This window comes from Enterococcus sp. LJL99 (assembly GCF_054871725.1).
Genome location: NZ_JBTXLT010000002.1, coordinates 288,650 through 314,116 on the forward strand (window position 1 = coordinate 288,650; position 25,467 = coordinate 314,116).

At 35.0% G+C, this 25,467-nt stretch carries 33 protein-coding genes and 1 other RNA gene; 25 read left to right on the top strand and 9 right to left on the bottom strand.

Annotated features, from left to right (window positions below):
• Positions 1-83 precede the first annotated feature (83 nt).
• Both ACYSNW_RS04485 and recU read right to left on the bottom strand, forming a co-directional pair.
• The gene (locus ACYSNW_RS04485) at positions 84-2,384 is read right to left on the bottom strand and encodes a PBP1A family penicillin-binding protein (protein ID WP_461743258.1); all 2,301 of its coding nucleotides are present in this window, start codon (positions 2,382-2,384) and stop codon (positions 84-86) included.
• On the bottom strand, positions 2,374-3,021 hold the full coding sequence (recU, locus tag ACYSNW_RS04490) for a Holliday junction resolvase RecU (RefSeq protein ID WP_461743259.1): 648 nt from the start codon (positions 3,019-3,021) through the stop codon (positions 2,374-2,376). The genes ACYSNW_RS04485 and recU overlap by 11 nt, the downstream gene beginning before the upstream one ends.
• Positions 3,022-3,084: 63 nt before the next feature.
• Between recU and ACYSNW_RS04495 the strand changes: the two genes are divergently transcribed.
• From ACYSNW_RS04495 to nth, 7 genes are all read left to right on the top strand, one after another.
• Complete coding sequence (locus ACYSNW_RS04495; RefSeq protein WP_461743261.1) at positions 3,085-3,627, top strand: SLOG family protein; 543 nt, start codon at positions 3,085-3,087, stop codon at positions 3,625-3,627.
• 88 nt (positions 3,628-3,715) lie between these two features.
• Positions 3,716-4,123, top strand: coding sequence for a cell division regulator GpsB (gpsB, locus tag ACYSNW_RS04500; protein ID WP_461743262.1), 408 nt, complete (start codon positions 3,716-3,718; stop codon positions 4,121-4,123).
• A 111-nt stretch (positions 4,124-4,234) separates the two neighbouring features.
• An RNA gene (rnpB, locus tag ACYSNW_RS04505) (RNase P RNA component class B) lies at positions 4,235-4,611 on the top strand.
• A 97-nt stretch (positions 4,612-4,708) separates the two neighbouring features.
• Positions 4,709-5,872: a THUMP domain-containing class I SAM-dependent RNA methyltransferase gene (locus tag ACYSNW_RS04510; RefSeq protein ID WP_461743263.1), complete on the top strand. Its 1,164-nt coding sequence runs from the start codon at positions 4,709-4,711 to the stop codon at positions 5,870-5,872.
• A gap of 15 nt (positions 5,873-5,887) precedes the next feature.
• Complete coding sequence (locus tag ACYSNW_RS04515) at positions 5,888-7,387, top strand: carboxypeptidase M32 (protein ID WP_461743264.1); 1,500 nt, start codon at positions 5,888-5,890, stop codon at positions 7,385-7,387.
• 275 nt (positions 7,388-7,662) lie between these two features.
• Positions 7,663-8,376 (top strand): DnaD domain protein, encoded by a 714-nt coding sequence (locus tag ACYSNW_RS04520; protein WP_461743265.1) that lies wholly within the window; start codon positions 7,663-7,665, stop codon positions 8,374-8,376.
• 12 nt (positions 8,377-8,388) lie between these two features.
• Positions 8,389-9,036, top strand: coding sequence for an endonuclease III (gene nth, locus ACYSNW_RS04525; RefSeq protein ID WP_461743266.1), 648 nt, complete (start codon positions 8,389-8,391; stop codon positions 9,034-9,036).
• A 65-nt stretch (positions 9,037-9,101) separates the two neighbouring features.
• On the opposite strand, the gene ACYSNW_RS04530 is transcribed toward nth, so the two are convergent.
• Positions 9,102-10,904 (bottom strand): glycerophosphoryl diester phosphodiesterase membrane domain-containing protein, encoded by a 1,803-nt coding sequence (locus tag ACYSNW_RS04530; protein ID WP_461743267.1) that lies wholly within the window; start codon positions 10,902-10,904, stop codon positions 9,102-9,104.
• 117 nt (positions 10,905-11,021) lie between these two features.
• Positions 11,022-11,621 (bottom strand): TVP38/TMEM64 family protein, encoded by a 600-nt coding sequence (locus tag ACYSNW_RS04535; RefSeq protein ID WP_461743268.1) that lies wholly within the window; start codon positions 11,619-11,621, stop codon positions 11,022-11,024.
• 279 nt (positions 11,622-11,900) lie between these two features.
• On the opposite strand from ACYSNW_RS04535, the gene ACYSNW_RS04540 reads away from it, so the two are divergent.
• The 5 genes from ACYSNW_RS04540 (at position 11,901) to rplS (ending at position 15,772) form a co-directional block, all read left to right on the top strand.
• Positions 11,901-13,274, top strand: a complete 1,374-nt coding sequence (locus tag ACYSNW_RS04540) for an Nramp family divalent metal transporter (protein WP_461743270.1) — start codon at positions 11,901-11,903, stop codon at positions 13,272-13,274.
• A 75-nt stretch (positions 13,275-13,349) separates the two neighbouring features.
• A complete protein-coding gene (rimM, locus tag ACYSNW_RS04545) occupies positions 13,350-13,877 on the top strand; it encodes a ribosome maturation factor RimM (protein WP_461743271.1) in 528 nt (175 codons plus the stop codon).
• Positions 13,867-14,604 carry a tRNA (guanosine(37)-N1)-methyltransferase TrmD gene (trmD, locus tag ACYSNW_RS04550; protein ID WP_461743272.1) on the top strand — a complete coding sequence of 246 codons (738 nt, stop codon included), beginning with the start codon at positions 13,867-13,869 and terminating at the stop codon, positions 14,602-14,604. The genes rimM and trmD overlap by 11 nt, the downstream gene beginning before the upstream one ends.
• A gap of 29 nt (positions 14,605-14,633) precedes the next feature.
• Positions 14,634-15,290: a CatA-like O-acetyltransferase gene (locus ACYSNW_RS04555; protein ID WP_461743273.1), complete on the top strand. Its 657-nt coding sequence runs from the start codon at positions 14,634-14,636 to the stop codon at positions 15,288-15,290.
• Between the two features lie 134 nt (positions 15,291-15,424).
• The gene (gene rplS / locus ACYSNW_RS04560) at positions 15,425-15,772 is read left to right on the top strand and encodes a 50S ribosomal protein L19 (RefSeq protein ID WP_010761540.1); all 348 of its coding nucleotides are present in this window, start codon (positions 15,425-15,427) and stop codon (positions 15,770-15,772) included.
• 133 nt (positions 15,773-15,905) lie between these two features.
• Here the strand turns inward: rplS and ACYSNW_RS04565 are convergent, their stop codons facing one another.
• From ACYSNW_RS04565 to ACYSNW_RS04580, 4 genes are all read right to left on the bottom strand, one after another.
• A complete protein-coding gene (locus ACYSNW_RS04565) occupies positions 15,906-17,036 on the bottom strand; it encodes a tyrosine-type recombinase/integrase (RefSeq protein ID WP_461743274.1) in 1,131 nt (376 codons plus the stop codon).
• Positions 17,037-17,144: 108 nt separating this feature from the next.
• Positions 17,145-17,930, bottom strand: a complete 786-nt coding sequence (locus ACYSNW_RS04570; RefSeq protein WP_461743275.1) for a hypothetical protein — start codon at positions 17,928-17,930, stop codon at positions 17,145-17,147.
• A 75-nt stretch (positions 17,931-18,005) separates the two neighbouring features.
• Entirely contained in the window at positions 18,006-18,365 is a 360-nt protein-coding gene (locus tag ACYSNW_RS04575) for an ImmA/IrrE family metallo-endopeptidase (RefSeq protein WP_461743276.1), read from the bottom strand.
• A 73-nt stretch (positions 18,366-18,438) separates the two neighbouring features.
• Positions 18,439-18,762, bottom strand: coding sequence for a helix-turn-helix domain-containing protein (locus tag ACYSNW_RS04580; protein ID WP_461743277.1), 324 nt, complete (start codon positions 18,760-18,762; stop codon positions 18,439-18,441).
• 234 nt (positions 18,763-18,996) lie between these two features.
• Between ACYSNW_RS04580 and ACYSNW_RS04585 the strand changes: the two genes are divergently transcribed.
• From ACYSNW_RS04585 to ACYSNW_RS04595, 3 genes are read left to right on the top strand one after another with little or no spacing between them, the layout of a single operon-like run.
• Complete coding sequence (locus ACYSNW_RS04585; RefSeq protein WP_461743278.1) at positions 18,997-19,194, top strand: helix-turn-helix domain-containing protein; 198 nt, start codon at positions 18,997-18,999, stop codon at positions 19,192-19,194.
• Between the two features lie 2 nt (positions 19,195-19,196).
• Positions 19,197-19,415 (top strand): hypothetical protein, encoded by a 219-nt coding sequence (locus ACYSNW_RS04590; protein WP_461743279.1) that lies wholly within the window; start codon positions 19,197-19,199, stop codon positions 19,413-19,415.
• 11 nt (positions 19,416-19,426) lie between these two features.
• Positions 19,427-20,155, top strand: coding sequence for an ORF6N domain-containing protein (locus ACYSNW_RS04595; RefSeq protein ID WP_461743280.1), 729 nt, complete (start codon positions 19,427-19,429; stop codon positions 20,153-20,155).
• A gap of 134 nt (positions 20,156-20,289) precedes the next feature.
• Here ACYSNW_RS04595 and ACYSNW_RS04600 read toward each other — a convergent pair whose 3' ends face one another.
• The gene (locus ACYSNW_RS04600; protein ID WP_461743282.1) at positions 20,290-20,652 is read right to left on the bottom strand and encodes a hypothetical protein; all 363 of its coding nucleotides are present in this window, start codon (positions 20,650-20,652) and stop codon (positions 20,290-20,292) included.
• Between the two features lie 110 nt (positions 20,653-20,762).
• On the opposite strand from ACYSNW_RS04600, the gene ACYSNW_RS04605 reads away from it, so the two are divergent.
• The 10 genes from ACYSNW_RS04605 (at position 20,763) to ssb (ending at position 25,459) form a co-directional block, all read left to right on the top strand.
• Positions 20,763-20,924 (top strand): hypothetical protein, encoded by a 162-nt coding sequence (locus ACYSNW_RS04605; protein WP_461743283.1) that lies wholly within the window; start codon positions 20,763-20,765, stop codon positions 20,922-20,924.
• Position 20,925: 1 nt separating this feature from the next.
• On the top strand, positions 20,926-21,105 hold the full coding sequence (locus ACYSNW_RS04610) for a hypothetical protein (protein WP_461743284.1): 180 nt from the start codon (positions 20,926-20,928) through the stop codon (positions 21,103-21,105).
• A 197-nt stretch (positions 21,106-21,302) separates the two neighbouring features.
• Entirely contained in the window at positions 21,303-21,689 is a 387-nt protein-coding gene (locus ACYSNW_RS04615; RefSeq protein ID WP_461743285.1) for a hypothetical protein, read from the top strand.
• Positions 21,690-21,742: 53 nt separating this feature from the next.
• Positions 21,743-22,057, top strand: a complete 315-nt coding sequence (locus ACYSNW_RS04620) for a hypothetical protein (RefSeq protein WP_461743286.1) — start codon at positions 21,743-21,745, stop codon at positions 22,055-22,057.
• On the top strand, positions 22,050-22,736 hold the full coding sequence (locus ACYSNW_RS04625) for an ERF family protein (RefSeq protein WP_461743287.1): 687 nt from the start codon (positions 22,050-22,052) through the stop codon (positions 22,734-22,736). The genes ACYSNW_RS04620 and ACYSNW_RS04625 overlap by 8 nt, the downstream gene beginning before the upstream one ends.
• A gap of 5 nt (positions 22,737-22,741) precedes the next feature.
• Positions 22,742-23,413 (top strand): putative HNHc nuclease, encoded by a 672-nt coding sequence (locus tag ACYSNW_RS04630; RefSeq protein ID WP_461743288.1) that lies wholly within the window; start codon positions 22,742-22,744, stop codon positions 23,411-23,413.
• A 2-nt stretch (positions 23,414-23,415) separates the two neighbouring features.
• Positions 23,416-23,637 (top strand): hypothetical protein, encoded by a 222-nt coding sequence (locus ACYSNW_RS04635; protein WP_461743289.1) that lies wholly within the window; start codon positions 23,416-23,418, stop codon positions 23,635-23,637.
• 15 nt (positions 23,638-23,652) lie between these two features.
• The gene (locus ACYSNW_RS04640; RefSeq protein ID WP_461743290.1) at positions 23,653-24,600 is read left to right on the top strand and encodes a phage replisome organizer N-terminal domain-containing protein; all 948 of its coding nucleotides are present in this window, start codon (positions 23,653-23,655) and stop codon (positions 24,598-24,600) included.
• Positions 24,597-24,941, top strand: a complete 345-nt coding sequence (locus ACYSNW_RS04645) for a VRR-NUC domain-containing protein (RefSeq protein WP_461743291.1) — start codon at positions 24,597-24,599, stop codon at positions 24,939-24,941. Before ACYSNW_RS04640 ends, ACYSNW_RS04645 begins: the two co-directional genes overlap by 4 nt.
• Positions 24,938-25,459 (top strand): single-stranded DNA-binding protein, encoded by a 522-nt coding sequence (gene ssb / locus ACYSNW_RS04650; protein WP_461743292.1) that lies wholly within the window; start codon positions 24,938-24,940, stop codon positions 25,457-25,459. The genes ACYSNW_RS04645 and ssb overlap by 4 nt, the downstream gene beginning before the upstream one ends.
• Positions 25,460-25,467 lie beyond the last annotated feature (8 nt).

Genomic DNA, 25,467 nt, shown 5'->3' on the forward strand with positions numbered 1-25,467 from the left:
TATAAAAAAACACAAAACGCGAAAGTTTTTCACTCACGCGTTTTGTGTTTTTATTTTTAAGCGAACAGCTTGTTCATTATTAATCAACCAGAAGGACTTTGGTTGTTGTTTCGGTTTTGGGCGTCAGTTGCAGCCGAATTGACCGTTCCGTTATTAGAATTAGACGTATTCGGTTCAGTATTGCTTGAAGACTGAATCGGTTCAGAGGAACTAGACGATGTTGGTTGTTCAGGTGCCACACTGCTAGGTTGTTCCACTGATTGGCTTGAAGACGGCTGAGTTGAACTAGGCGTTGTCGACTCAGGTACTTCGGCAGAGACACTAGGAACAGGTGTCGTTACTTCATAAGCACCTTTAACATACAATTCGTTTCCGATTCTAACGACATTTTCAGGCATAGTCCAATCATCGGTGTAACGACCTAAAGAAAGATAGGTAATCATTTCTCGATAGATTTCAGAAGCGGTACTCCAAAATTCAGAAGTAATCGGAGTTTTTTGATCTTTATATCCTGTCCAAACTGCGACCGCATAGTTAGGAGTATAGCCAACAAATGTACTATCGGGTGCAATTTCAGCTGTCGGAGAGTTGATTGCAGCTAAGTCAGCATCATCATAGTTTGAAGTTCCGGTTTTTCCGGCTTGAACCAGACCAGGGACCGCAGCGTTAAATGCAGTACCGCCATTAATTACATCCTTTAACATATCTGTCATCATATAGGCGGTTGAATCTTTCATCGCACGTTTACTGTCTGATTCATAATTTTCTTCGGTTCCATCTTGATAGACAATCTTATTAACGTAGTAGGGTTTATTATAAACACCATCATTAGCAAAGGCAGCATACGCTCCCGCCAATTTTAAGGTTGAAACGCCATATTTAGTTCCATCTTGTGCTGTATTACTTGAAATCGCATTTGCGTATTCCATTGATTTAAAATTGATACCTAAATTATTTAAGAAGGCTAATGAATTATCTTTTCCAACCGCATCTAATGTTTGAACAGCAGTTGTATTTCGAGAGCCCATAATAGCTCTACGCATAGTAATATCGCCATAATACTGCAAATCAGAATTGGTGACGCCAGTATTTGTTCCAGGATAATTTGTTGGTCGGTCATGTAAAATCGTTCCAGTAGAGTAATCTAAATTTTCGATAGCAGGACCGTAATCAGCGATTGGTTTCATTGTTGAACCAACGTCACGTCCTGTATTGATTGCTAAATTTTCTCCTAATTGGACATCATCTGGGATTTTTCGACCACCAATTTGGGCAGCTACACGACCACTTTTGACATCAATCACAGTCGAAGCCACTTGGAAATCATCATCAGGGTATTGAACATAATCATCTGTATTAACAACGTCGTATAAATGTTTTTGAGCATCCATATCTAAATTAGTATAAATATCAAGGCCATCAGTATAAACATTTTTACCGGTTTTTGCTTCAACTTCTGCAATTACTTCTGTTACATAATTGTCCACTAATTTTCGATTTTCATTAGATTGTTCAAGTGGTTTTAGTCCGTCTTCAACAGGTGTTGCTTTTGCTTCATCATATTCTGTTTTTGAAATTTTCTTGTTTTCATACATTGTCAGTAAGACAACATCCCGTCTTTCTTTCGCATAGTCAGGATGAGTATAAGGGTCGTAGTCATTTGGTGCTTGAGGCATTCCAGCCAGCAAAGCGGTTTGAGCTAAATTCAATTCTCCTAATGTTTTATCAAAATAAGTTTCGGCAGCTGTTTCCATACCGTAGATTCCATTGGCCATATAGACTTTGTTAATATAGTAAGTCAAAATCTCTTCTTTTGATTTTTCTTTTTCTAATTGTAACGCCATCCAAGCTTCTTGAGATTTTCTTTTTAACGTTTGATCCTTTTCATCCGTAGAGAAATACGACAATTTGATTAGTTGCTGGGTAAGCGTACTCCCACCTTGACGTCCACCACTTTTTAGGTTCGATAGTGCAGAGCCTACGATTCGTATAGGATCGACCCCAACATGTTTGTAAAAACGTTTGTCTTCGACAGAAACGACAGCATCTTTTAATAACTGTGGGACTTCTGTTGGTTTGATTAATTCTCGTTTTTCAGAACCTAAATCTTCAAATACGACATTATTGATGTCATAAAGTTTAGAAGAGGAGGTTGCACTCAATTCTGCATCACTTAATTTTGGGGCATTTTTAGCATAAGACCAGAAAAGAGCCACACCAGATAGAAAAGCTAGGCAACCAAGTGCAAATAAGATAAGGAGAATTCGTAAAAAAATTCTTTTTTTCTTTCTAGGCTTTTTCTGATTCGCGGAGCCTCCGTTAGTTGAAGGGGTTTCCTGCTGTTGATATTTAGAAGATCTAGATCCTACAGCTTCAGTTGTCATGTATAGCAACTCCTTTATTTACCAGTATTTCAATTTGTTTTTCTACTGCATCTAAATAAGGAATTCTAGGCGCAATTCCTATTTTTATTTCTATCCCATCCTTTTCAAGGGTTGAGAGGGGTAGTGATTTTTTGCCAGAGACTGCTTGGTTAGACCAATGATCAATCAACAATTGTCCATCTAAATAAAAGCATCTATTTAATGAAGAGAACCACATAAGCACAAAGCACAGACCATTTTGTTTCAAACAATGAGAGAAGTGGTCGATTTGATGCTGATGAAAATTTTTTAATGGAAACGAAGTTTTATTTTTCGTTTCTTTTGCTTCAAAATCAAGATAATAACCACGGTAAACACCATTATAGTCTGTGGTCGATGCTTGTCTAAAATAAGCTTCCTTAATGACCGCTGCACTCCGTCTAGGATAATCTACTTTAACAATTTGCACAGGCGTTGGTTTTTTATGAATAACAGCCAGTTGATTATTTAAGTAGTATGTATTCGATTGGTTGATTTCTTCTTCAAAATCCATGCCTCTTTTACCAAATTGAATGGCTTGTTGCTTTTTTACTTGCTTTCTTTTCTTTGGTACGTCATCATTAAAGTAAGGAGTACCATTGGGGTAATGAAAAGCCATATGTATCACACTCCTAGCTAACCCATTATAGCAAAAAAACGAAGTGAAAGAAAAGGAATGTCTATGGAATTGGTTAAAACGCTCTATATTACAGGTTATCGAAGCTTTGAAATAGCGGTATTTCAAGAAAACGATCCAAAAATCACAGTTATTAAAAATGTTTTAAAAAATGAAATTATTTCCTATCTTGAGAATGGTTTGGAATGGATATTAGTTTCAGGAAATCTTGGAGTAGAGATGTGGGCAGCTGAAGTAGTGGGAGAATTGAAGAATGATTATCCAGAATTAAAATTAGGATTGATTTATCCTTTTCAAGGTTTTGGCGAGAATTGGAACGAAAAAAATCAGTTATTATTAAAAAAAGTTGAAAGTTTATCGGATTACGTAAATGCTGTTAGTCATCAGCCTTATCAATCACCAGCGCAGTTGAAAATGCATACGAATTTTCTTTTGAATCATACAGGGGCTAGTCTGTTGATTTACGATCAAGAATATCCCGGAAAGACTGCTTATTTTTTAAAAGATTGTGAGAGTTTTAGTGAAAAAAATCTCTATGAAATCCGTTTGATAACGATGCTTGATTTACAAAACTCGACAGAAGAGTGAGAATATCATTGATTTTCTATCGATTTTCGGATACAATTATTCTGTTGAACTATGTTTTGATAACCAAAGAAAATAACGAGGTGTAAATATGGCGAATTTAGTATACAGTCCAAAAGATATTTTACAGAAAGAATTTAAAACAAAAATGCGTGGGTATGATCCCGTTGAAGTTGATGAATTTTTAGATAACGTTATTAAAGACTATGAAGCGTATAATAAAGAAATTTTAATGCTAAAAGAAGAAAATAATCGTTTATTAGCAAAAGTAGATCAAGTATCAAAAGTACAACAAGCAATGCCGCGTAGTAGCCAAGAAGCTCCGAAAAGCGCTGCAGTGACAAACTTTGATATTTTGAAACGTCTATCTAATTTAGAACGTGAAGTGTTTGGTAAAAAATTAGAAGACACTCCTGTATCAAATTCAATGCAAAACAATCATTATGAATCTAATCATTATGATTCTTCAACTGATTTTTCTGAAACACGTCAGTTTTAATTCTCAAATTTAATTAAATTGTGTAGAACAAATTTGAATAGATTAGGCTTGTGTTGTGTTTTTTTACAGAGCCCTATTTAAACACTTTTGAATGATTAATAGTAAATTGTAATTTTCGGGTGATCGCGGCTTGTTAAATCAAGCTGAGGAAAGTCCATGCTCGCACAGACTGAGATGTCTGTAGTGTTCGTGCTTAGCGAAAACATAAGCTAAGGTACTCTATTTATAGAGTAACGGCAGGAAAAATGACTAAGGTCTCGGCTATGTCAAAGTACCCTTGAAAGTGCCACAGTGACGAAGCAATCTGGGAAACGAGATTGGTGGAACGCGGTAAACCCCTCGAGCGAGCAACCCAAACAATGGTAGGGGCACTCTTCTAAAGGAAATGAACGAGTAGAAGAGGTAGATAGTAAGACTGTCTGCAGATAGATGATGACCATTGATTTTTTCGCCTGAGAGAAAATCAATACAGAACATGGCTTATAGAAAATTACAGTATCAGGATGACCTTCCAACATTGTTGTGAAGGCTTTTTTTAAAGAAAAAATAAGATTTAAAAATAGATAAGTATTATGAGGAGACAATATGGCAGAAGAAAAACGATTTAAATTAGTTGCAACTGCAGCAAGTGGACTAGAAGCTTTAGTTGGAAAAGAATTAAGAGATCTTGATATCCCTTGTCAGGTAGAAAACGGAAAAGCGTTATTCGATGGAACAATGGAAACAATTGCGACTGCAAACTTATGGCTCCGGACAGCAGATAGAATCAAGATTATTGTAGGTGAATTTGATGCCTTTAGTTTTGACGAATTATTTGAAAAGGTAAAAGCTTTACCTTGGGAGGATTACTTACCTATGGATGCTGAATTTCCAGTAGCAGGTAAATCGATTAAATCAAAGCTATATAGTACGCCAGATTGCCAATCAATTACCAAAAAAGCAATCGTAAACCGTCTGAGAGAAGTTTACCACCGTCCTGCTTCTGTTCCTTTAGCTGAAACAGGTGCTTTTTTCCAGCTAGAAGTGGCTCTTTTGAAAGATCATGTAACAATCACTCTTGATACAACAGGACCAAGTTTATTTAAACGTGGTTACCGAATTGAAAAAGGTGGGGCACCACTTAAAGAAAATATGGCTGCTGCTTTAGTGACCTTGACTAACTGGCGTAAAGATCGTCCATTCTATGATCCGGTTTGTGGATCAGGAACGATTTGTATTGAAGCGGCATTGATTGGTCATAATATTGCACCAGGTTTTAATCGTGAATTTGTCTGTGAAACATGGGATTGGTTTGATAAGACGATTTTTGATAAAGTACGTGCTGAAGCGGATGAAAAAGCAGATTATGATATTAAATTGGATATCATGGGATCAGATATCAATGGAAAGATGATCGAAATCGCTAAAGCGAATGCTGAAGAAATCGGTTTGGGCGATTCGATTCAATTTAAACAACTGGCGCTTAAGGACTTTACAACGGATAAGGAATATGGTGTAATTGTTGCCAATCCACCTTATGGTGAACGTTTAGGCGAAGAGGAAACGGTTCGAAAGTTATATAAAGAAATGGGTCAAGTTTTTCGTCCACTAAAAACTTGGAGTACCTATGTTTTAACAAGTGATTTAGCGTTTGAACAATTTTACGGCGCCAAAGCGACCAAGAAAAGAAAGCTTTACAACGGTGCTTTGCGTACGGATTTATTCCAATACTGGGGTGAAAGACCGCCAAGAAAAAAACGCGAAGAATAAGGGGAGGCTTTTTTTGTGAAGGAGCAAGAATTCTTAAATGAAGTGAAAGAAATTGATTTATTGAATCAAGCAATTGGTTTACTAGATTGGGATTCAAAAACAGGTATGCCTGAATCAAGTACTTCTTTTCGTGGAGATGTTACAGGATATTTATCTGCTATGCATTTTGAACGTAGTGTAGGTCTCAAAATTCAAGAAGCCTTAGCTTATTTTGAAAATCATCCAGAAGAATTATCTGAAGTAGGTGAACAAGTTTTAGCTAATATCAAAGAAAATTATGAGTTGAATCATAGTATTCCACCTGAAAGAATGCAGGCTTATATGACCCTATTAGCAAATGCTCATACTTCTTGGGCGAATGCACGTCAAACAAAATCATTTGCTGATATGCAAGAGTCAACTGCAGAAATCATTGGTTTTTTAAAAGAGTTTATCGAGTATTGGCAAAAAGATGAAAAAACACCTTATGATGTTTTATTGGATCAATATGAACCAGGATTAACGGTTGAAAAACTTGATGCTATTTTCGATGAATTAAAATCAGGGATTATGGCGATTCGAGCTACGATTGACGAAAAAGGAACGGCACCTAAAACAGATTTTCTCCATCGAACGGTTACTAAAGAACAACAACATCGATTTGTTGTAGGGGTAACTGAGCAAATAGGTTATGATTTTGCTAAAGGTCGATTGGATGAGACCATCCATCCTTTCATGCTGGATTTGAATCGCAACGATGCGAGAATTACTGTTCGTTGGAATGAACAAGATTTTTCAATGGCTGTTTTTGGAGGTATTCATGAAGCAGGACATGGCATTTATGAACAAAACATTGATTCTAAATATGACTACACGCCACTTTCTACAGGCGCATCAATGGGCATTCATGAATCTCAGTCACTATTTAACGAAATAATCATCGGGAGCAATAAGCAATTTTGGCAAAAGCAATATCCTTTTTTTCAAGAATGTACTGAAGGAACATTTGACGATATTGATTTTGAGACGTTCTATAAAGCGTTGAAAGAAACGAAAGCTAGTTTTATCCGTATTGAATCAGATAGTTTGACCTATCCATTGCATATTATTATTCGTTATGAGATTGAGAAAATGATTTTCAATGATGAAGTGTCTATTGAAGATTTACCGCAAATTTGGAATGATAAATATGAAGAATACTTAGGGATTCGACCAGAAAATGATCTAGAGGGTATTTTACAGGATGTTCATTGGTCAGCTGGCAGTTTCGGTTATTTTCCTTCTTACGCTTTAGGCTATATGTATGCGGCACAGTTACATCATGCAATGAAAAAAGAGTTAGATTTTGATGCAATCTTAGCGACAGATGATTATTCACCGATTAGAGAATGGCTAACTGAGAATATCCACCAGTACGGTGCTTCTAGAAAGCCAAATCAATTGATAATGGATGCAACAGGCGAACCGTTAAATCCTAAGTATTTGATTGATTATATGAGAAAAATTTATTTTGATGCCTATCAAATCAATGAATAACTAGAGGTTGGGACAAAAGCAGTTAGCTTCGAGAACCAAGTAGGTACGATGCTTCATCGAATCACTACGTTCTTCGTGATTTATCGCATTAAGAAGAAATTTCCGAAAATGACTAGAAACACGAAAGTCTTTCTTTCGATGTTTAATGATTTCTACTTGGTGTTTATCAAATTTTTGGTAACCGAGTAGATATTGTGCAACATTAGCTCATTTCCGTAAGAGTTGCTTTTGTCCCACCCACAATATTTTCACTGAAAAAGAAAGAAGGAGCAGTTATGCTATCGATTGATGAATATTTAAAGGCTGGTGAAACAACTGTCTCCAATTTAGTTTTAGAAAACTATCATTATCTTGGTTTGAATGATGAGGAATTTTTGTTTTGGTTGCAACTATTTCGTTTCCAAGTGAAAGGAGACTTGTTTCCAGACCTATCTGCTATAAGTCTAACCATGGGAAAACCTTTAGACACGCTTTATCGACTACTGAATCAGTTAGTTTCCCGAGGTTTTATTTTAATTGAAACAAAGCAAAATAACCAAGGACAAATGAGTGATACATATAACTTACTGCCAATTTTTCAAAAAATTGCGCAACTAAAAACCAAACAACAAGTAAAGCAACAAGAGATTTCTGAAGAAAAAATGGTTAAACACTTGTATCAATCGTTTGAAAAAGAATTCGGTCGTCCGTTATCCCCAATTGAACTAGAGATGATTGGACAATGGTTAGAAACAGATCATTACTCACCAGAATTGATTTATTTAGCGTTAAGAGAAGCAGTCTTGAATCAAGCCTATAGCTTAAAATATATTGATCGAATTTTATTAGCCTGGGAACGAAAAAATATTACTACAAAAGAACAAGTGGCCGAAGATCAGCAAAAAAGAAAACAAAGTTTGATTCAAAATGAGACAACAAACTATCAGAATGAAGCAACCAAACCAAAAGTAACATTGCATAATTGGTTGAATTCTGAAGACAACGAATAGAGGTGTTGTGGTATGCTTTCGAAAGAGAAAACGATGGAAGCCATCGAAATTATGTATGAAATGTTTCCAAATGCGGCATGTGAGCTTCATCATGATGACCCTTTTCAATTGTTGATTGCGGTGGTACTGAGTGCACAAGCAACAGATGTTTCTGTTAACAAAGCAACACCAGCCCTATTTGCTGCGTATCCAACTCCTGAAGCACTTGCTCAAGCTCCGATTGAAGCTATCATAGCAAAAATTAAAACAATTGGTTTGTATAGGAATAAGGCTAAAAATATTAAAGCCTGTTCTGAACAATTATTAGAACGTTTCAATGGCAAGGTGCCAAAAACTAGAGATGAATTGGTAAGTTTACCTGGTGTTGGTCGAAAAACGGCAAATGTTGTCATGGGAGATGCTTTTGGTGAACCTGCAATAGCTGTGGATACACATGTTGAACGGGTTTCTAAACGGTTACGCTTTTGTAAACTAAGTGCAAATGTATCAGAAGTTGAGACAACTTTAATGCGAAAAATACCGAAGAATTTATGGGTAAAAACCCATCATACAATGATTTTCTTTGGTCGATATCATTGTTTAGCGAGAAATCCTAAATGTGATATTTGTCCCTTGCTTTATTTGTGCCAAGATGGGAAAGCTCGAATGAGCCAAAAATGAAATAAAAATAACGTATTGAACACTTTTTCTAAATGTTCGATACGTTATTTTACTATTTCAAAAAATTAGCCGATTCCAATGACAAAATGAAGCAACTTATCAGAATATGTTATTTCATTGCTGTCTTCAGTTATTGTTTCATTCAACAATTTTAGCTGGTCAGTAATGATGCCATCGACTCCGTAAAACATCATGCGTGTCATGGCGTCTTCATCATTGACGGTCCAAGCATAAACCTTTTTACCATCTGCATGAGCCGTATTGATAAAGCTTCGATTTAAAGTGCTATATTCCATTGTGAAAAAGTCGACTTTAGAAATGGGAGTTCCTACAATATTGAAGGGCAAAATATAGCCTACATAGAATTCAGGTTCTTTCTCTTTTAGTTCTTGTGCAATATCAAAGGTCAATGTATGGATAATGTGTCCTTCTTCTAAAATAATATCACGATATTGGCTAATAAACCGATCAATCATATCTGGACTATCTTTTGACGTCGCTTTAATTTCAATTAATAATTTTTGGTTCAGTTCTTTTGCTTTAGCTAAATACTCATCAAAAGAGCAGATAGGTTCTTCTTTGCCATTTTCCTTAACAGTGAGTTCTTTTAATTCTTCTAAAGTCAATTCATTGGGTCTTTTTTTCGTACCAGTTAGTTTCTTTAGTTTAAAATCATGCATAACCACAAATTGTTTATCTTTGGTCTCTTGAATGTCCATCTCAACATAATTAGGATGTTCTTGATTGGTTTTTTCTAAGGCATTTAAGGTGTTTTGAACGCCATTACTATTATCCACTCCGCGATGAGAAATAGTTAGAGGACGTCTAAGAGAGGGTGTACTTAAATAATTGATATTATAGGCACCGACACCAATTCCAAACACAACAGCAGCAAAAACAAACAAGCCAACTTTAAACACAGTCCATTCTTTTTTAGAAGTAGTTTTCTTTTCTTCATACCAACTAGGAACACTTGGAAGTAAGTTTTCGCTATCCATAAAATTAATTGTAATATAGAAGATAGTTACAGTTGAAAAGATAATATTTAATAACAATGTAAATTGAAGCAGAGTCATTGAGATAACTGCACCAACTAGAGAATATTCTGGGAGCTGTTGCTCAACGATATATTGCGCACCGAAGATGACAGAAAATCCTACTGCTGAAAACAAAAGAATGCTACCGCTGATTACGGCAAATTGACCAATAAATTTAAAGAAAATCTTTTTCGTTTTGATCCAGCTATTTTTTACCGCTACTCTTAATGAAAAATCTTTCAAAATCATTTCAGGTAATACAAAAATCATTCGAATCGCTAAATAGAAGAAGAGTAGATAAAGCGCAACAACTAAAGCAATAATTGCTACTCGATTCTCAAAAATAAAGTCCATAATAAAAGCCGGGATTTTTATTTTAGCTAAAATATCTGAGTTGAATCCTAAACCACTAATTGGTAAGATTAAGAAAAAATAAAATAAGAAAAAAAGTACCGTGCTAAGTCGGATTTTCTTAAGTTGCAATAACGTTCCTTTCAGCAGTAAGGCTAACGAAATAGTACGTTTCTTTTTGATGAAATAAACACTTAGTAAAAGAAAGGTAAACTCGAAAAAGACAGCCGTTAAAAGCAAAATAATAATTAAAACTAAGGCAATCAAAATGGCTGGATGTTTTGAAAAAATCATTGGGATTGTTTCATAAGAAAGATAATCAATTTGTCCTCTTTTCAAAATATAACGAGTACAACTCGCTAAAAAAGGGAGTAAGATAAACAGCATAAAGCCATGCATCAGAAGTACATCACGAAAATAAGCAATGGTTCCCCTAAAAAAATTCACCATATTTTTCCAACTATTTTTTATAAAATTCACTTCAACCACTCCCAAAACGATAAAATCTATATTTTCTTCAAATCTAAAGCATGAGGCAAAATTAAAAACCAATTTCGTTCTCATGCTTTCTTCTGTATTATTATATAACGTATTTAATTAAAAACCTAATAAATTAGATAAAAAAGTACTCCCATAAATCAACGCTAAACTATATAAAAAGATGGAGGCTGGTTTAGCTAAAAGGATAATTAAGGTAAATTTTTTGACGGACATCTTTGTTAGACCTGCCATTAAACAAAGTGCATCATCAGGAGCGACTGGAAAGAAGATAGCCAATGTAAACAAGCGTTCAAAACGTTTTTCGTTATCTAGCCAACCGATATATTTGTTATATGTTTTGTCACTAACTAGCCGTAAAATAAACGGTTTACCATAATGACGTCCTAATAAAAAGATAATGACTGAGCCAAGGCAGATTCCGACATAATTATAAATAAAGCCAGCCATGGGACCAAAAATCAAAACACCAGCAGCACAGCTAATCCCGCCAGGAATGATAGGAATGACGACTTGAATAATTTGGAGAAGCATAAAAAGGATTGGTCCTAAAACAACAGAGTCTCCAACTAAACCTCTCAAGGCATCAATATCTTTAAAAACGCCCAAACGCATAAAATAAATTGTTGCAATAATTGTCGCAATGATTCCGGCAATTGAGACTATATTAATAATTTTTCTAGAAAGCGCAATACTCATTCCATTCATCTCCTTTTACTAAGGGGCTTTGCTTGATTGACTTATCTTATTTTACCATTTTTAAGAATAGAAAATCACTAACAAAGTTGTAAGTTTAGATAAAGTATATAAAAAATTTTTTCTTTTGACATCCATCTTTGGACTGACTTATGAGCTTATTTTGGATGATAGCTATCAGTTTACTTTCTATAATGATAGGAATATAATAATTAGTAGATATTAAGGCGCACCTAAAAAATTAAATTATCTTTAAATGATAGTATAGAATGAGGAATTGTTATGAAAGAAAAGAAAATCGAAAATGAAACCGAAAAATTATTGCATTATGCGAACGGACCTAGTTTAGAAGAAATTAATGATACAGTGGAAGTACCAAAGAATGCTTCTTTTTTCAAAACCCTTTTAGCGTATAGTGGGCCAGGGGCTTTAGTTGCTGTGGGGTATATGGATCCCGGAAATTGGATTACCTCGATTGCAGGTGGTGCTGATTTTAAATATGCTTTACTAAGTGTGATTTTACTCTCTAGTCTAATTGCGATGTTGCTGCAAAGTATGGCCGCAAAGCTGGGAATTGTAACAGGACGTGATTTAGCGCAGGCAACAAGAGAGCACACGAGCAAGCGAATGGGGTTCTTCTTATGGATTATCACTGAATTAGCGATTATGGCAACAGATATCGCTGAAGTAATCGGTGGTGCAGTTGCGTTACAACTACTATTTGGTTTTCCTTTATTGCTTGGAGTTATAATTACGACATTTGATGTGTTACTGCTTTTATTGTTAACGAAATTAGGTTTTAGAAAAATTGAAGCAATCGTAAGTTGCTTGATTGCCGTAATTTTTTTCGTTTTTGCTTATGAAGTAGCGCTTGCAGACCCAGCAATCAGTGAGATTTTAAAAGGCTTTATTCCTGATACTCGTATTGCGACTAATAAGTCTATGTTGTTTTTAGCCTTGGGAATCGTTGGAGCAACAGTTATGCCGCATAATTTATATTTGCATTCTTCGATTGCTCAAGTGAGAAAATTTGATCGTAATGATGATGCTGAAAAAGCGAAAGCGATTCGTTTTACAATTTGGGATTCAAATATTCAATTGACGGTAGCTTTTATTGTTAATTGTTTACTTTTGATTTTAGGTGGTGCGTTATTCTATGGTACAAATAGTGATTTAGGTAAATTTGTTGATCTTTATGATGCCTTAAAAAATCCCAATATTGTTGGTGATATTGCTAGTCCAGTCTTAAGTATTTTGTTTGCTGTCGCTTTATTAGCTTCAGGTCAAAATTCGACGATTACGGGAACTCTTTCAGGCCAAATTGTGATGGAAGGCTTTATTCATTTGAAAATGCCATTATGGATGCGTCGAGTTGTGACTCGATTGATTGCGATTGTTCCTGTAATTATTTGTGTGATTTTATATGGTGGACAAGAGTCTGCAGTCGAAGATTTATTATTGTATACACAAGTATTTCTTAGTATTGCCTTACCAGTTTCGATCATCCCACTAACCATTTATACGAGTGATAAGAAAATCATGGGTAACTTTGCAAATGCGAAGTGGGTCAAATACTTAGCGTGGATTATCGCGATTGTCTTAACTTTATTAAATTTATTCTTGATTTATGGAACATTGACAGGTATGAATAGTTAAATGGAATAAGAATCGATTTTTATTTCGGTAATATGGTAGAATATAAAGGACTAAAAATGAAATGAGGCTAATAAAGTGACTGAATATTTAAATGTAGGTAAAATAGTCAATACTCAAGGATTAAAAGGTGAAGTTCGTGTGATTTCTCAAACGGATTTTCCTGAATTACGTTATAAAAAGGGAACAACACTAACACTTTTCCAAGATAAAAAAGAACCCATCGAATTAGTAATCAAATCTCATCGTAAACATAAAAATTTTGATATCGTTAGTTTTGAGGAGCATCCCAATATTAATGATGTTGAAAAATATCGTGAGGGTATTTTAAAAGTAGCAAAAGATACGTTAACTGAATTACCGCAAGATGAATTTTATTATCATGAAATTATTGGTTTAACAGTTATAGATGAAGAAACTAAAGAGGAAGTTGGGAAAATTAAAGAAATTCTTTCACCAGGAGCAAACGATGTCTGGGTTGTTCAACGAGTGAAGAAAAAAGATGTTTTGCTACCTTACATTGATTCTGTAGTCAAGTTAGTTGATAAAGAAAAAGGTATCATCGAAGTTGAAATTCCTGAAGGGTTGATTGACGATGAAAATTGATGTTCTGACTCTTTTTCCAAGAATGTTTACAGGTCCATTAGGTGAATCAATTATAGGAAAAGCGGTTGAAAGAAAGTTACTTGAAATCAAGGTCTCTAATTTTCGGGATTATTCTGCAAATAAACATCAATCGGTAGATGACTATCCTTATGGTGGCGGCGCAGGGATGTTACTAAAAGTTCAACCAATCTATGATAATCTTGAAAGTATTGCTGAGCAAAATCCTCATACTAAACAAAGGATTATTCTATTAGATCCAGCTGGGAAACAATTTGATCAGAAAATGGCAGAGGATTTTTCAAAAGAAGAGCATTTAGTTTTTATTTGTGGTCACTATGAAGGATACGATGAACGAATTCGTAGTTTAGTGACTGATGAGGTTTCGCTAGGTGATTACGTTTTAACCGGTGGCGAGTTAGGTGCAATGGTGATGATTGATGCCACTGTCCGACTTTTACCTGAGGTTTTAGGAAACAATTTATCGGCTCAAACGGATTCACATTCGACTGGGTTACTCGAACATCCACAATATACACGACCTGCAGAATTTAATGGAATGAAGGTTCCTGAGGTATTAACGAATGGGAATCATAAATTAATTGATGAATGGCAGCAAAAAGAATCATTGAGACGAACATTGGAACGAAGACCAGATATGTTAGAAAAAGTGGAACTAACCGAACTACAATCAAAATGGTTGGCAGAAATTAAAGACGGAAAAGATTAAAATTTCCAGCTAAAAAGAGGGGGATATCGGTGGTTATACCAGCAAAAAGAATTGACCAAGAAACTTGGAATCGTAAAGAGCACTTTGATTTTTTCTCTGAAGGTACTGGGTTACCATTATACGATATTACAACTCAAATAGATGTGACTCATTTTTATCAATACGTAAAACATATGGATATTTCTTTTTACTATGGATTGATTTATGCGACAACGAAAATCATGAACCGAATCGAAAACTTTCGCTATAAGATTCGGGAAAATGAAGTGGTAATACTTGACCATTTACTACCAAGTTTTACGGACTTAAAAGCGCAAAGTGAACTATTTCATATTGTTACGTTTGATTTTAAAGGAAGCATGAAAGAATTTTCTGATGAAGCTAAAAAAATTAGCGAGAATCAAACGGTTTATTTTTGTAAGACGAATTTTCCGCAAGATACGATGATTCAATTTTCTTGTTTACCTTGGTTTTCTTTTACCAATCTCGGTAATGAGTTGAGTTTAGATCGAGATGATTCAATCCCAAAAGTTACATGGGGAAAATTTGAGCAAAAAGATGATCGTCTGTGGTTACCGTATTCTGTTCAAGTCAATCATCGATTGGTAGATGGTTATCACCTTGGACAATTGATTAATCAGCTACAAAGCTACTTAGACGAGCTAGTGATTGAACCAAGTTACTAAAGGCTATCAAGAAAAATCTCTTTACAGTAATGAATCGCTGTGTTAAAATATTTTGGTGAGTGCAAAGCGCTCAACTATTACGATATTCCGCTGTGGCAGGGCCATAAGAATGTTTGGAATGAGGAGAAAAAAGAATGAATCCATTAATTCAAGAATTAACACAAGAACAATTACGTACGGATATTCCTGCGTTTCGTCCTGGGGACACTGTTCGCGTTCATGCGAAAGTTGTTGAAGGTACACGCGAACGTATCCAGTTATTTGAAGGAGTTGTTATCGGACGCCGCGGCGCTGGTATCAGCGAAACTTATACAGTACGTAAAATTTCTAACGGTGTAGGTGTGGAACGTACATTCCCATTACACACACCACGTGTTGCTCAAATCGAAGTTGTTCGTTATGGTAAAGTTCGCCGTGCGAAACTTTATTACTTACGTGCATTACATGGTAAAGCAGCTCGTATTAAAGAAATCCGTCGTTAATATTCGTTTTATAAACGGTGAAGAATCCTTGTATATCAAGGGTTCTTTTTTTATGCCGTGTTATTCTATAAACTCGTCCGAATAATTACTAGTCTTCATTTTTAGTCAGGTACGCACAAAAGTTCAAATAATGCTAAAGTAGTTCAATTTCTTGTTTGAGCTTTTCCCGAACGTTCTTGGTTACATGTAGGTAGATTGTTTCTGTTATTCGACTATTCTCGTGACCGACTCTATCTTGAATCGCATAGAGAGGGACGTTTAATTCTGCAAGTTTTGATATGTGAGTGTGCCTAAAAATATGACTGCTTAACTTTTTATCTATTGATGTCTTAGGCTTAACATAATCTCTTAAAAAAGTATTGATTGCTGTTAATTGTATAGGTGTTCCTTTGGTGGTGCAAAATACATAGGAGCTATTTTCACTAAGCTCACAAGCTCTCTCGTAAACCTTAACTGCTTTTTGAGACAAATCAATATTTCGCATTCCAGCTTTTGTTTTAGTGCTGCTTGACTTGTTTTGATCCTCGATTTTCTTACCATGATAGTCCATAGTTCCATCAACAGTAGTTACAAAAACTTTTTTATCATAATCTATCAATACATCTGTTTTCTGCATCGCAATCGCTTCGCCAGCTCTTAAGCCGTTTAAATATAACCACTCAAACAAAAGGGCATACATTTCGTTTTTATCTTTAGTTATCTTTATTACTTCCTTATACTCATCGTCTTCCAAAAACGTTTCTTTTACATTGTCATACTCTTTGCGTCTATAAGAAATTTCTACTCTAGACATAGGTGAGAAAGGGATATATCCATTTTTTTCAGCAAATTTAAAAATTTGAGTAACACGACTCTTCATAATTTTTACATAATCATTTGACAAATTTTCTTCATAAAGAAGTTTATCAAAAACTTTGTTTAATAAGATATAGTCGATTTTAGCAATTTTAATATTTCTGTCTAAGTATTTGCAGAAGGTAGTAAGCGATTGGTTAGCTGAGTAAGAAGTGCTATTTTTAACTTGTTGCTTGTATCTATCAAACCATTTATCCAATACCTCTCCAAACGTTATAGAAGTATTTACATTAGTTGTAGTGTTAACAGCTTTCTTTATTTTATCTTCAAGAATAGCTCTCGCTTCATTTTGGGCAGATATTGACTTGCTGGATAATGTAACAGAAACACGCTTTTCCTTTTCGGTATACGGATCGTTGTATCTTTCTATGTATTTGTATTTTCCTTTGTCCATTTTCTTAACCCACATTGATAATTTCCTCCTATTTGTGATAAAATAGACATAATTAAATAAGCCTATTCTAGGTTATTTTTTTGCGCACGCCTTCTACCGCCAAGTAAGAGGGGCGTGTTTTTATTATTCTAACAAAGTATAAGCGTTTGTATAAATCAAAGGAACTTCTTTTTCATCATTAGCTTTATTAATGTATTTGTATGTGCCTAAAAATTGACCATTTAAGTGAATGGTATCATCTTCTAACAATTTAGTTTCAAGACGACTCTTTTCTATAATCGCAATATAAATATCATTTGTAGGGGGCATCAAAAGGTATTGCATAAAATCCCCTTCCTCTGTTACTTGAATAATTTCAGCGTTGATTAAATTTATTTTAGAGCCAATGAACTCATTAGGATTTCTTAATAGGTCCTTGTAAATCGGAAGTTGATAATCATCTTGATTATAATTGTCTTTATTAACTGAAGGCACATTTTTTATTAACTTTTTAAAATAATTTTCTTCTGATAATTCACTAGAAGAGCTTTCTGACGTGTTATTTGATTCATTTTTTGTTTTCGTCGGCGAGTCTAATCTATCAACTAGTTCATACTTAACTATAAATGATCCCATAACGCTTTTTACTGACTTAATTTTAACGATAAGTATTTCTGATTCTTTTACATTTGGGTTTTCATCTGAAACAAAATTTAAATGTTCACCAGTTTGAATATTATATCCGAAAGCGCTATTTGGTGCGAGCTTATCTACAGTTATTTCAACTGTTTTACCATCTAAGTCTTCACCTTCGTTAAGTAATTTTTCAGCTTCCACAACAGAGTAATCAGCTTCTTTTTTACTAGAACACGCTCCAACAATCAACACAAAACACAAAATTAAAGACGCTAGAAAAACTTTCTTTCTCATAATTATCCCCCAATATGATATAATATTTATGAGTTTGCATAACATCGCTCAAACTTGGTAGGGGAGGGCGATGTTTTAATTTAAGGATTTTTTGTACAGATACTCATAACCAATCCCTATATTAAAATTTTCGATTAAGCTAGAGTAGTTATATTCTCCGTTGTTCATATCAATCATAGTATCTATCGCGAATTCATTTGCTTCTAATTCCATCTTAGAACGATAGACAGAAGACCTCTTGTAAAGCTCGACGTATTCTTTATGACTAATCAAATGTTTTAATTCATGTAAAACTAATTCAAGCACTTTTTCTTCGTCTAAATTTATATTGACCATTATTGCTCTGGCATCTGGTAGAACAAACCCTTCGCATTCCGACTCAACAAAAACCAAATCTACATTGTATTTACTGAGTAATTTCTTTATTTCTTCCAATAGACTACCTCTTTAATAAGTATTTTACCTACAAACAACTATTAAAAATTATAGAGTAGCTTAAAAACTATTCTTAGTCCTTGCTAAATTTCCCTTCTAAATATGCCTTTGCAATTTCTTTGTCATGGTCCGATAGAGGTTTCCCGTCAAAACTCATGGCATTATCAATCATTTTTGCTAAATCTACTTCACTTGGTGAGCCTTTACTTTCATTTCCTAACAGATAGTCAATTGATACATTAAAATATTTAGCAACGGACTCTAATTTATCAACCGATGGAGAACTTTTATCCCACTTAGTAATAGATCCACTAGATAATCCAGCTTTCCTTTCGACTTCAGCCAGGCTGACTTGTTTTAAGTTAGATAAATCCTTGATTCTTTGTAATATTGACACAATTCCACCTCTTCGAAAATTTTCTTTGTTTTTCACTTGACGTGGAAAATATTCCGTGATATATTATATTCGTAATCAACAAATAAACACGGAAAAAACTTATTGGCGTAAGTTTTCCACAATACTAGCGTAACCTATTAGAACTATCTTTTTTTTGCTCTGCAATAAATATAGAATATTTTCCGAGATAAGTCAATAGGTTTCTCTAATTTTCTTATAGAAAGGGGTGTCATTTTGAAAATCTACGAAAAAGTAAAAAAGCTTGCTATTGAAAAAGGAGTGTCTATTGCACAAGTAGAGCGGGATTGCGAGTTGTCTAGCGCTTCAATTTCAAAATGGAATGTATCAGTTCCAAGTGCAAAAAAACTTAATTTAGTTGCGAGTTATTTTGATGTTGATATTCAAGATTTATTAAGTGAAGAAGAGGTGTGATTATGGATTTAGCAAATATGACATGGTTAACGAAAGAAGAGTTTATGAAACGATACGGTTATTCCGACACGACTTACTGGAGAAGGATGAAAAAGCTTAGAGCTCATGAAGAATTCCGAAAAGCTTACGTATCACCAACAGAAGGTGAGATTTGGATTGTAGAAGAAATCTATAAACAATTTTTAATTTGGATGTCGGATAACAAACATGCGATTGATTAAGGAGGATAAAGATGAATACACCAGAAATTATTGAGTTTAACAATCAACGTTTATTAACAACAGAACAGTTAGCTGAGTTTTACGGAGCTACAACTATTCAAATTCAGCAAAACATTAGAAATAATCGTGAAAAATTCGTTGAAGGAAAACACTTTTATTTGTTGGAAGGGAAAGAGCTTAGAGAGTTTAAGAACAGACTAGAAAATTTCGAGTCTGTAGGGAAAAATGCAAGAGCTTTAATTCTATACACAAAACAAGGAGCAAGCCGTCATTCGAAAATGTTGGGGACCGATAAGGCTTGGGATATGTTTGACGAATTAGAAGAGAACTACTTTAATCCTATTCCACTAATCCCAACCACTCACAGAGAACTAGCACAACTAGCATTAGCAGTTACAGAAGAAACAAACCAACGTGTAGACCAAATCGAAAAAGATATCACTGATCTAAAAGAGAATACAGTTATCTGCACAGGTGATTACAACTACATTGGCAGTCGAGTAAATAAACGAGTTAGCGAAGTAGCCAAAAGTTTCGGGAAAATCACAAATAAACAACGTGGCGAGCTATACAGGGATATCAACGGCGGTATTAAGAAAATTACTGGAGTAAATGCTAGAACTCAGTTGAGACAAAAACATTATGATGCTGTAGTCAAGTTCATCTTAGATTGGGAACCATCAACAGCAACTAAAACAATTGTCCGTCAAATGTCATTAAATCTAGACGACATAGCATAGGAGGAATATAGGAATGGTGTTTTTGGGAATAACGATTATTTGGTTAGTGGCAATAATTTGTTGTAGATTAATGAAAAAATATTACCACTCACCAAAAGCGTACTATATCTATGCTACCTTAATTTGCTTAATTACTACAGTTTTTCTAATATATCGCGAATTGAATAGATAAGTTTCGTTTGCATATTTTGTTTGCAACTTTTCAAATCATCATTTGCCAAATTTTCATAAAATTCAAAAAAGGCATCCATTTTTTTAGGCGGTACGTATGGAAGACATTTATAAAAAGAACTTTTTAAAATCGCTTCGTTCTCATAAGTGGTTTTACCAATAAATGAACCGTATGCAGATAAAAATTCTTCAAAACACTGACGAATATGCTTATTACTAAAATCTAGACTGTTTTGCTTAATTTGTAATTTCTCCATTTTGTAAGTGTGTTTGTTGTTTATAACTGTAGTAATGATTGGGGCAATTAAAGCAATGATAGCAAGCACGACCGTTAAACTCAAAGTAGAATCTAGTTTAATAGTTTTCACCACCTTATTAGTAAATTTCAGCAGACCACTTACTGATAGAAATATTATACCAAATTAAAGGAGATAAAATGCACAGAATAAAGCATAAACTACTACCCACACTAGCACTAGTCATCCTAGTAGTAACTGCAGTAACGTGTATCAAGGTTGGCGAATATGTAATGGCTGTAGCGTTTGCGGTGATACTGCAAGTGATAAGCGTTGTGTGGCGAATATTGGAGGAGGAATAGAATGAATATTGATAAGGAACGTTACGAAGAACTACTAGAGCAAGAAAAATTTTTGAACATCTTACACTCTCTAGGTATAGGCGATACTCTCCTGTACAGAATAGCTTTCAAAATAAGCGTTAACGAAAAAATATCAAATTGGACCATTGAAGAATTCCAAATGGACAGGAAGGGAAGGTGAATAAAATTGAAAAACAAATTAATCGACGCACTAAAAGACACACCATTCGCAATACTACTAGCCGTTGTGTCAGCAATGTCAATTTGGGCTGGGCTGTTAATAATCGCTGTGTATGTAGTAAATAAGGCGCTAAATTGCCCGACAGTTACCTGGATAAATGGTCGTAAGCGTAAGAATGTAAATTAGGAGGAGAAAAAATGATTGATAGAGAAGATTTAAAAGACTGGATGAAAGAATCGGAACGTCAAAAAAGTATTGAGAAATTAGAAAAGTATATCGATAAAGTTATAAAAGCAAACGTATTAGAAGGAAAATACACATTTTTTGTTACGACTGGAACTTGGGGAGAACGAAGCAGTGAAAAAACAGAGTTTTATGATTTGTGGTACGACGAGACATTGAGCAAGAATAACCAATCAATCGTGCATAACAAAATTTTAGATAAATACACAAAGAATGGGTTTAACGTAAAAATTGATCGTGTAGATTGCGGTTGGAATCACCAGTATTTAGCTTTAAAATTTTCCAATGTCAATGAATTAGTTGAACAAAAAAAGACCAACAAGGATGGCCGTCCTAGTTAGTCAGTTACACAAAATAATTTAGATAAGTATACCAAGAAAGTGAGGATTTGGCAATGAACGAAAGAGAACAGAAAGCAATTGATAACTATTTAACCACTCCTCCAGAAGAATTTTACAAAGAATACGCTGACGATGAACCATCAACTACCGATGACGAAGGGACCGAAATAGATAAGAAAGACTTTGTGTTTATCGCTTACTACCTAGAAAGCAAATTTATTGCTGATCATTCTTATTCTGAGTCATATCGGAGATATGTATTGGTCCAGGATAACTTTTTAGATTTGTTAGAACGTAAAGGAATCGCAAAGCTCGATACAAGCAAACTAGAAATTATTAGCGGGAAGGATTGGTTAGCTAATGTCTGATGGGAAAAAATTAATTCATAAAATTGCTGAAATTACTCAAGAAGTAAAACGAATTCCAAAAACAGGATGGAACGATTTTCATAAGTATGCCTATGCAACTGAGAGTGATATAAAACAAGTAATAAGGGAAGAACTAGCAAAAAGAGATTTAGTGCTATTTTCAGATATCGTTTCACATAAAGTGGATGAAGTGTTAACTGCAAAAGGGAAAACGGAATACAGAACAACTATAGAAGTTATCTATACGCTAGAAGATGCCGAAACAAGCGAAACAAGGATGTTTAAAGGAGTCGGTACTGGACAAGATGCTGGAGACAAAGGAGTTTATAAAGCTCAAACTGGCGCCTTGAAATATGCCCTTACTAATTTATTCCAAGTCCCTACTGGCGCAGATCCAGAAACCGAAGGAGTTCATTTACAACCACCAAAAAAAGCAACTGAAGATCAAATAAAAACTCTAAAAGTATTAATCGGTGTAGTTGCTAAATTGAGAGGTCACACAGAAGAAGAAGAAACGGCGAATATTCTATATAAAAAGGGAATTGAAACGTTTGTTGATGATGTTACTGAAGAGCAGTACCAAACTTTATTGAGATACTCAAATGAATTAAAAAATCATTACGAAAAAGTAAAAGAAGTTGAGAAAAAAGCTCAGACAAAAGAAGCTAAAGAGAAGTGATCTAAATGGACTACTCACTAAAGGTCGTGGGGTATGATTCAGAGTCGAATATCGTCAAGGTAAAACTAGATGAAACTTTAAATTTAGAGCGTCTTAACACATACTACAACAACGATTTGAGCAATGTAGTAGGCAATTTGAATCTATCAGACCCACGAGCCTTTTCTCACAAGCAGAGAGCGTTATATCGAGCTTTACTGAATGATATTTACGATAAATACGGCAACGAGAGTAATAGCACGCATGAATGGTTCAAAGAAAAATATTTAAGTGAATTCGGTAAATTAATTAGTACTAAAAATAGTGCAGACACAAGCGTTGAAGAAATGAATAACTTAATAGAACTAGTCATTGATTTTATGCTTGAATGGGGTGTTCCGTTTAAAAAAGGTTATGAGCTGTTACCTCGTGATGAAAGTTACTTTTACTATCTATGCCTTAAGCATCGTAAGTGTTGTATATGCGGTAAGCATGCGGAGGTATGTCACGTTGATGTAGTCGGTAGCGGAAGAAACAGGAAAGCGATCGATCACAGTGAATTGAGGTTTTATGCAGGATGCAGATCTCACCATCAAGAAGAACATAATTTGGGAATAAATAACTTTTTAAATAAATATAAAATAACACCAATCAAACTGAATGATATAGATAGAAAAAAACTACGAATAGGAGGGTGACTATGATCAGCAACAAAGCTTTAAAAATCGAACAGAAATGGTTGCAAGTTAGAAAAACATTATCTAGCAAAAACAAAATAATACTTGAAATACTGACATTTGCTTTTATAGCTGCTCATTCTTCAAAAAGTGGAATAGAAGTAGAAAAAATAACGAAAAACATAACTTTAGGAAATGAACTAAATACAAGCATTATTTATAAAATGACAGTGAATGAGGATTAGTTAGGAGGTTGACAAGTGGCTGATATAAAGTGGGTGAAGCTCGCCACGGATATTCCTGACCACAGAAAAATAAAGAGAATCCGTAAAATGCCAGACGGTAACAACATTATCTTATTTTGGGTTTTCTTGTTGGCAAGAGCTGGCGAGAGTAATCACTCTGGCGGTTTGTACATGACTGACACATTACCGTACAGCGTTGAGGACTTATCGGCAGACTTTGACTTTACAACAGAATTTGTCGAGTTTGCATTAATAACCCTTGAAAAATACGGAATGATCACTAGGTACGATGAAATCATCTTTATTAAGAACTGGGAAGAGTATCAAGCGGTAGAAGGACTTGAAAAAGTAAGGGAACAAAACAGGCTTAGACAGGCTAAATATAGGGATAAACAGAAGCAACTAACGTTAAGTAACGTTATGGATAACGCTGAAATAACGCCGAGTAACGGAACAGAACTAGAACTAGATAAAGAACTAGAACTAGATAAAGAAAAAGATAATAAAGATAATCGCAAACCTCGCAAGCGAGTTTACGAGGATACCTCAGTTTATAAAATTTTAGCAAATTTACTTTACGAGAAAATCAATAGTGATGCAACCAACGAGTCTGAAATGACCAAGAAACCCAACTTTGATTCCTGGGCTGACGATATACGCAAAATGATTGAGATTGATAAACGAACCAAAGACCAAGTAGAGAAAATGATCGAGTGGTGCCAAGCTGATGGCTTCTGGAGCGGTAACATCTTGTCGGCTAAGAAACTCCGTGAAAAATACGACACGATGGCCAAACAAGCTAATAGTCAATACAAACAAACAAGCTATCAACGTCAACCAGTAAGGCAAGAGGCGTTGCCTGATTGGGTAGATAACCCAGTTGAGGAAAAGAAACTCTCTGCAGAAAGGCAAGCAGAGCTTAAACGAGAAATGGAAGAACTGTTAAGCGGAGGTAGCGGATGAAAGAGCTAGACATACAGAAATCAATTAGAAATTCGCTACTTGTCATCGGCCATCGTTGTTGGCAAGTGGATAGCGGTAAAAAAGTAACTTACAAGACAAGAGGATTCGGACTTGAAAAGGGATTCCCTGACCTATTTGGTGCTAGGCAAGGCGATAACAAACTATTTTTTATCGAGGTCAAGAAACCTGATGGAGTCCTTAGCGATGATCAAAAGAACTTTTTGCTAACCGCTCAGCAAAACGGAATTTTAAACGGTGTAGCAAGGAATGTAGCGGAAGCAATACAAATTATACAAGGCGAGAGAACAATTTTAGACGAAATTACGGAGGGATCGAAATGATAAACAATGTTGTACTGCAAGGAAAATTAGGTCAAGACTTTGATCTGAAATATACGCAGTCAGGTAAAGCAGTAGCGACTACAAGTATCGCAGTGAAAAAGAACTTTGCAGATAGTCAAGGGAATTACGGAGTTGATTGGATCAATATTGTTTTTTGGGGGAAACAAGCTGAAACAGTAGCAAATCATTTTATGAAAGGCAATGAGATTCTTGTAACAGGGTCGATACAATCTAGAAATTACGAGAACCAACAAGGGGAAAGAAAATACATCACGGAGATTGTTTGCCAATCATTTAGTTTCCCAGGAGGGAACAATAGTCTGAATAGCTCTCAAAGCTCACATAATCGAAATACAGGCGGTCAAAACAATTTCGAGGATAATTCTTCATACGGCAATCAAAACGGCTCAAATCGAACGTCAGGCGGTCAAAATGACATGTCAGGGTTTAAGCGAGATAGTGACCCGTTTGGTGGTAGTGGGTATCAGAGTGATCAATCAGATGGGCTGCCGTTCTGAGGTGATGA

What these genes read in the sequence shown, in the direction of transcription:
- ACYSNW_RS04485 (WP_461743258.1), bottom strand. Translation starts at nt 2,384, where the DNA reads ATGACAACTGAAGCTGTAGGATCTAGATCTTCTAAATATCAACAGCAG.
- recU (WP_461743259.1), bottom strand. Translation starts at nt 3,021, where the DNA reads ATGGCTTTTCATTACCCCAATGGTACTCCTTACTTTAATGATGACGTA.
- ACYSNW_RS04495 (WP_461743261.1), top strand. Translation starts at nt 3,085, where the DNA reads ATGGAATTGGTTAAAACGCTCTATATTACAGGTTATCGAAGCTTTGAA.
- gpsB (WP_461743262.1), top strand. Translation starts at nt 3,716, where the DNA reads ATGGCGAATTTAGTATACAGTCCAAAAGATATTTTACAGAAAGAATTT.
- ACYSNW_RS04510 (WP_461743263.1), top strand. Translation starts at nt 4,709, where the DNA reads ATGGCAGAAGAAAAACGATTTAAATTAGTTGCAACTGCAGCAAGTGGA.
- ACYSNW_RS04520 (WP_461743265.1), top strand. Translation starts at nt 7,663, where the DNA reads ATGCTATCGATTGATGAATATTTAAAGGCTGGTGAAACAACTGTCTCC.
- nth (WP_461743266.1), top strand. Translation starts at nt 8,389, where the DNA reads ATGCTTTCGAAAGAGAAAACGATGGAAGCCATCGAAATTATGTATGAA.
- ACYSNW_RS04535 (WP_461743268.1), bottom strand. Translation starts at nt 11,621, where the DNA reads ATGAGTATTGCGCTTTCTAGAAAAATTATTAATATAGTCTCAATTGCC.
- ACYSNW_RS04540 (WP_461743270.1), top strand. Translation starts at nt 11,901, where the DNA reads ATGAAAGAAAAGAAAATCGAAAATGAAACCGAAAAATTATTGCATTAT.
- trmD (WP_461743272.1), top strand. Translation starts at nt 13,867, where the DNA reads ATGAAAATTGATGTTCTGACTCTTTTTCCAAGAATGTTTACAGGTCCA.
- rplS (WP_010761540.1), top strand. Translation starts at nt 15,425, where the DNA reads ATGAATCCATTAATTCAAGAATTAACACAAGAACAATTACGTACGGAT.
- ACYSNW_RS04565 (WP_461743274.1), bottom strand. Translation starts at nt 17,036, where the DNA reads ATGTGGGTTAAGAAAATGGACAAAGGAAAATACAAATACATAGAAAGA.
- ACYSNW_RS04570 (WP_461743275.1), bottom strand. Translation starts at nt 17,930, where the DNA reads ATGAGAAAGAAAGTTTTTCTAGCGTCTTTAATTTTGTGTTTTGTGTTG.
- ACYSNW_RS04590 (WP_461743279.1), top strand. Translation starts at nt 19,197, where the DNA reads ATGGATTTAGCAAATATGACATGGTTAACGAAAGAAGAGTTTATGAAA.
- ACYSNW_RS04595 (WP_461743280.1), top strand. Translation starts at nt 19,427, where the DNA reads ATGAATACACCAGAAATTATTGAGTTTAACAATCAACGTTTATTAACA.
- ACYSNW_RS04605 (WP_461743283.1), top strand. Translation starts at nt 20,763, where the DNA reads ATGCACAGAATAAAGCATAAACTACTACCCACACTAGCACTAGTCATC.
- ACYSNW_RS04610 (WP_461743284.1), top strand. Translation starts at nt 20,926, where the DNA reads ATGAATATTGATAAGGAACGTTACGAAGAACTACTAGAGCAAGAAAAA.
- ACYSNW_RS04615 (WP_461743285.1), top strand. Translation starts at nt 21,303, where the DNA reads ATGATTGATAGAGAAGATTTAAAAGACTGGATGAAAGAATCGGAACGT.
- ACYSNW_RS04620 (WP_461743286.1), top strand. Translation starts at nt 21,743, where the DNA reads ATGAACGAAAGAGAACAGAAAGCAATTGATAACTATTTAACCACTCCT.
- ACYSNW_RS04625 (WP_461743287.1), top strand. Translation starts at nt 22,050, where the DNA reads ATGTCTGATGGGAAAAAATTAATTCATAAAATTGCTGAAATTACTCAA.
- ACYSNW_RS04630 (WP_461743288.1), top strand. Translation starts at nt 22,742, where the DNA reads ATGGACTACTCACTAAAGGTCGTGGGGTATGATTCAGAGTCGAATATC.
- ACYSNW_RS04635 (WP_461743289.1), top strand. Translation starts at nt 23,416, where the DNA reads ATGATCAGCAACAAAGCTTTAAAAATCGAACAGAAATGGTTGCAAGTT.
- ACYSNW_RS04645 (WP_461743291.1), top strand. Translation starts at nt 24,597, where the DNA reads ATGAAAGAGCTAGACATACAGAAATCAATTAGAAATTCGCTACTTGTC.
- ssb (WP_461743292.1), top strand. Translation starts at nt 24,938, where the DNA reads ATGATAAACAATGTTGTACTGCAAGGAAAATTAGGTCAAGACTTTGAT.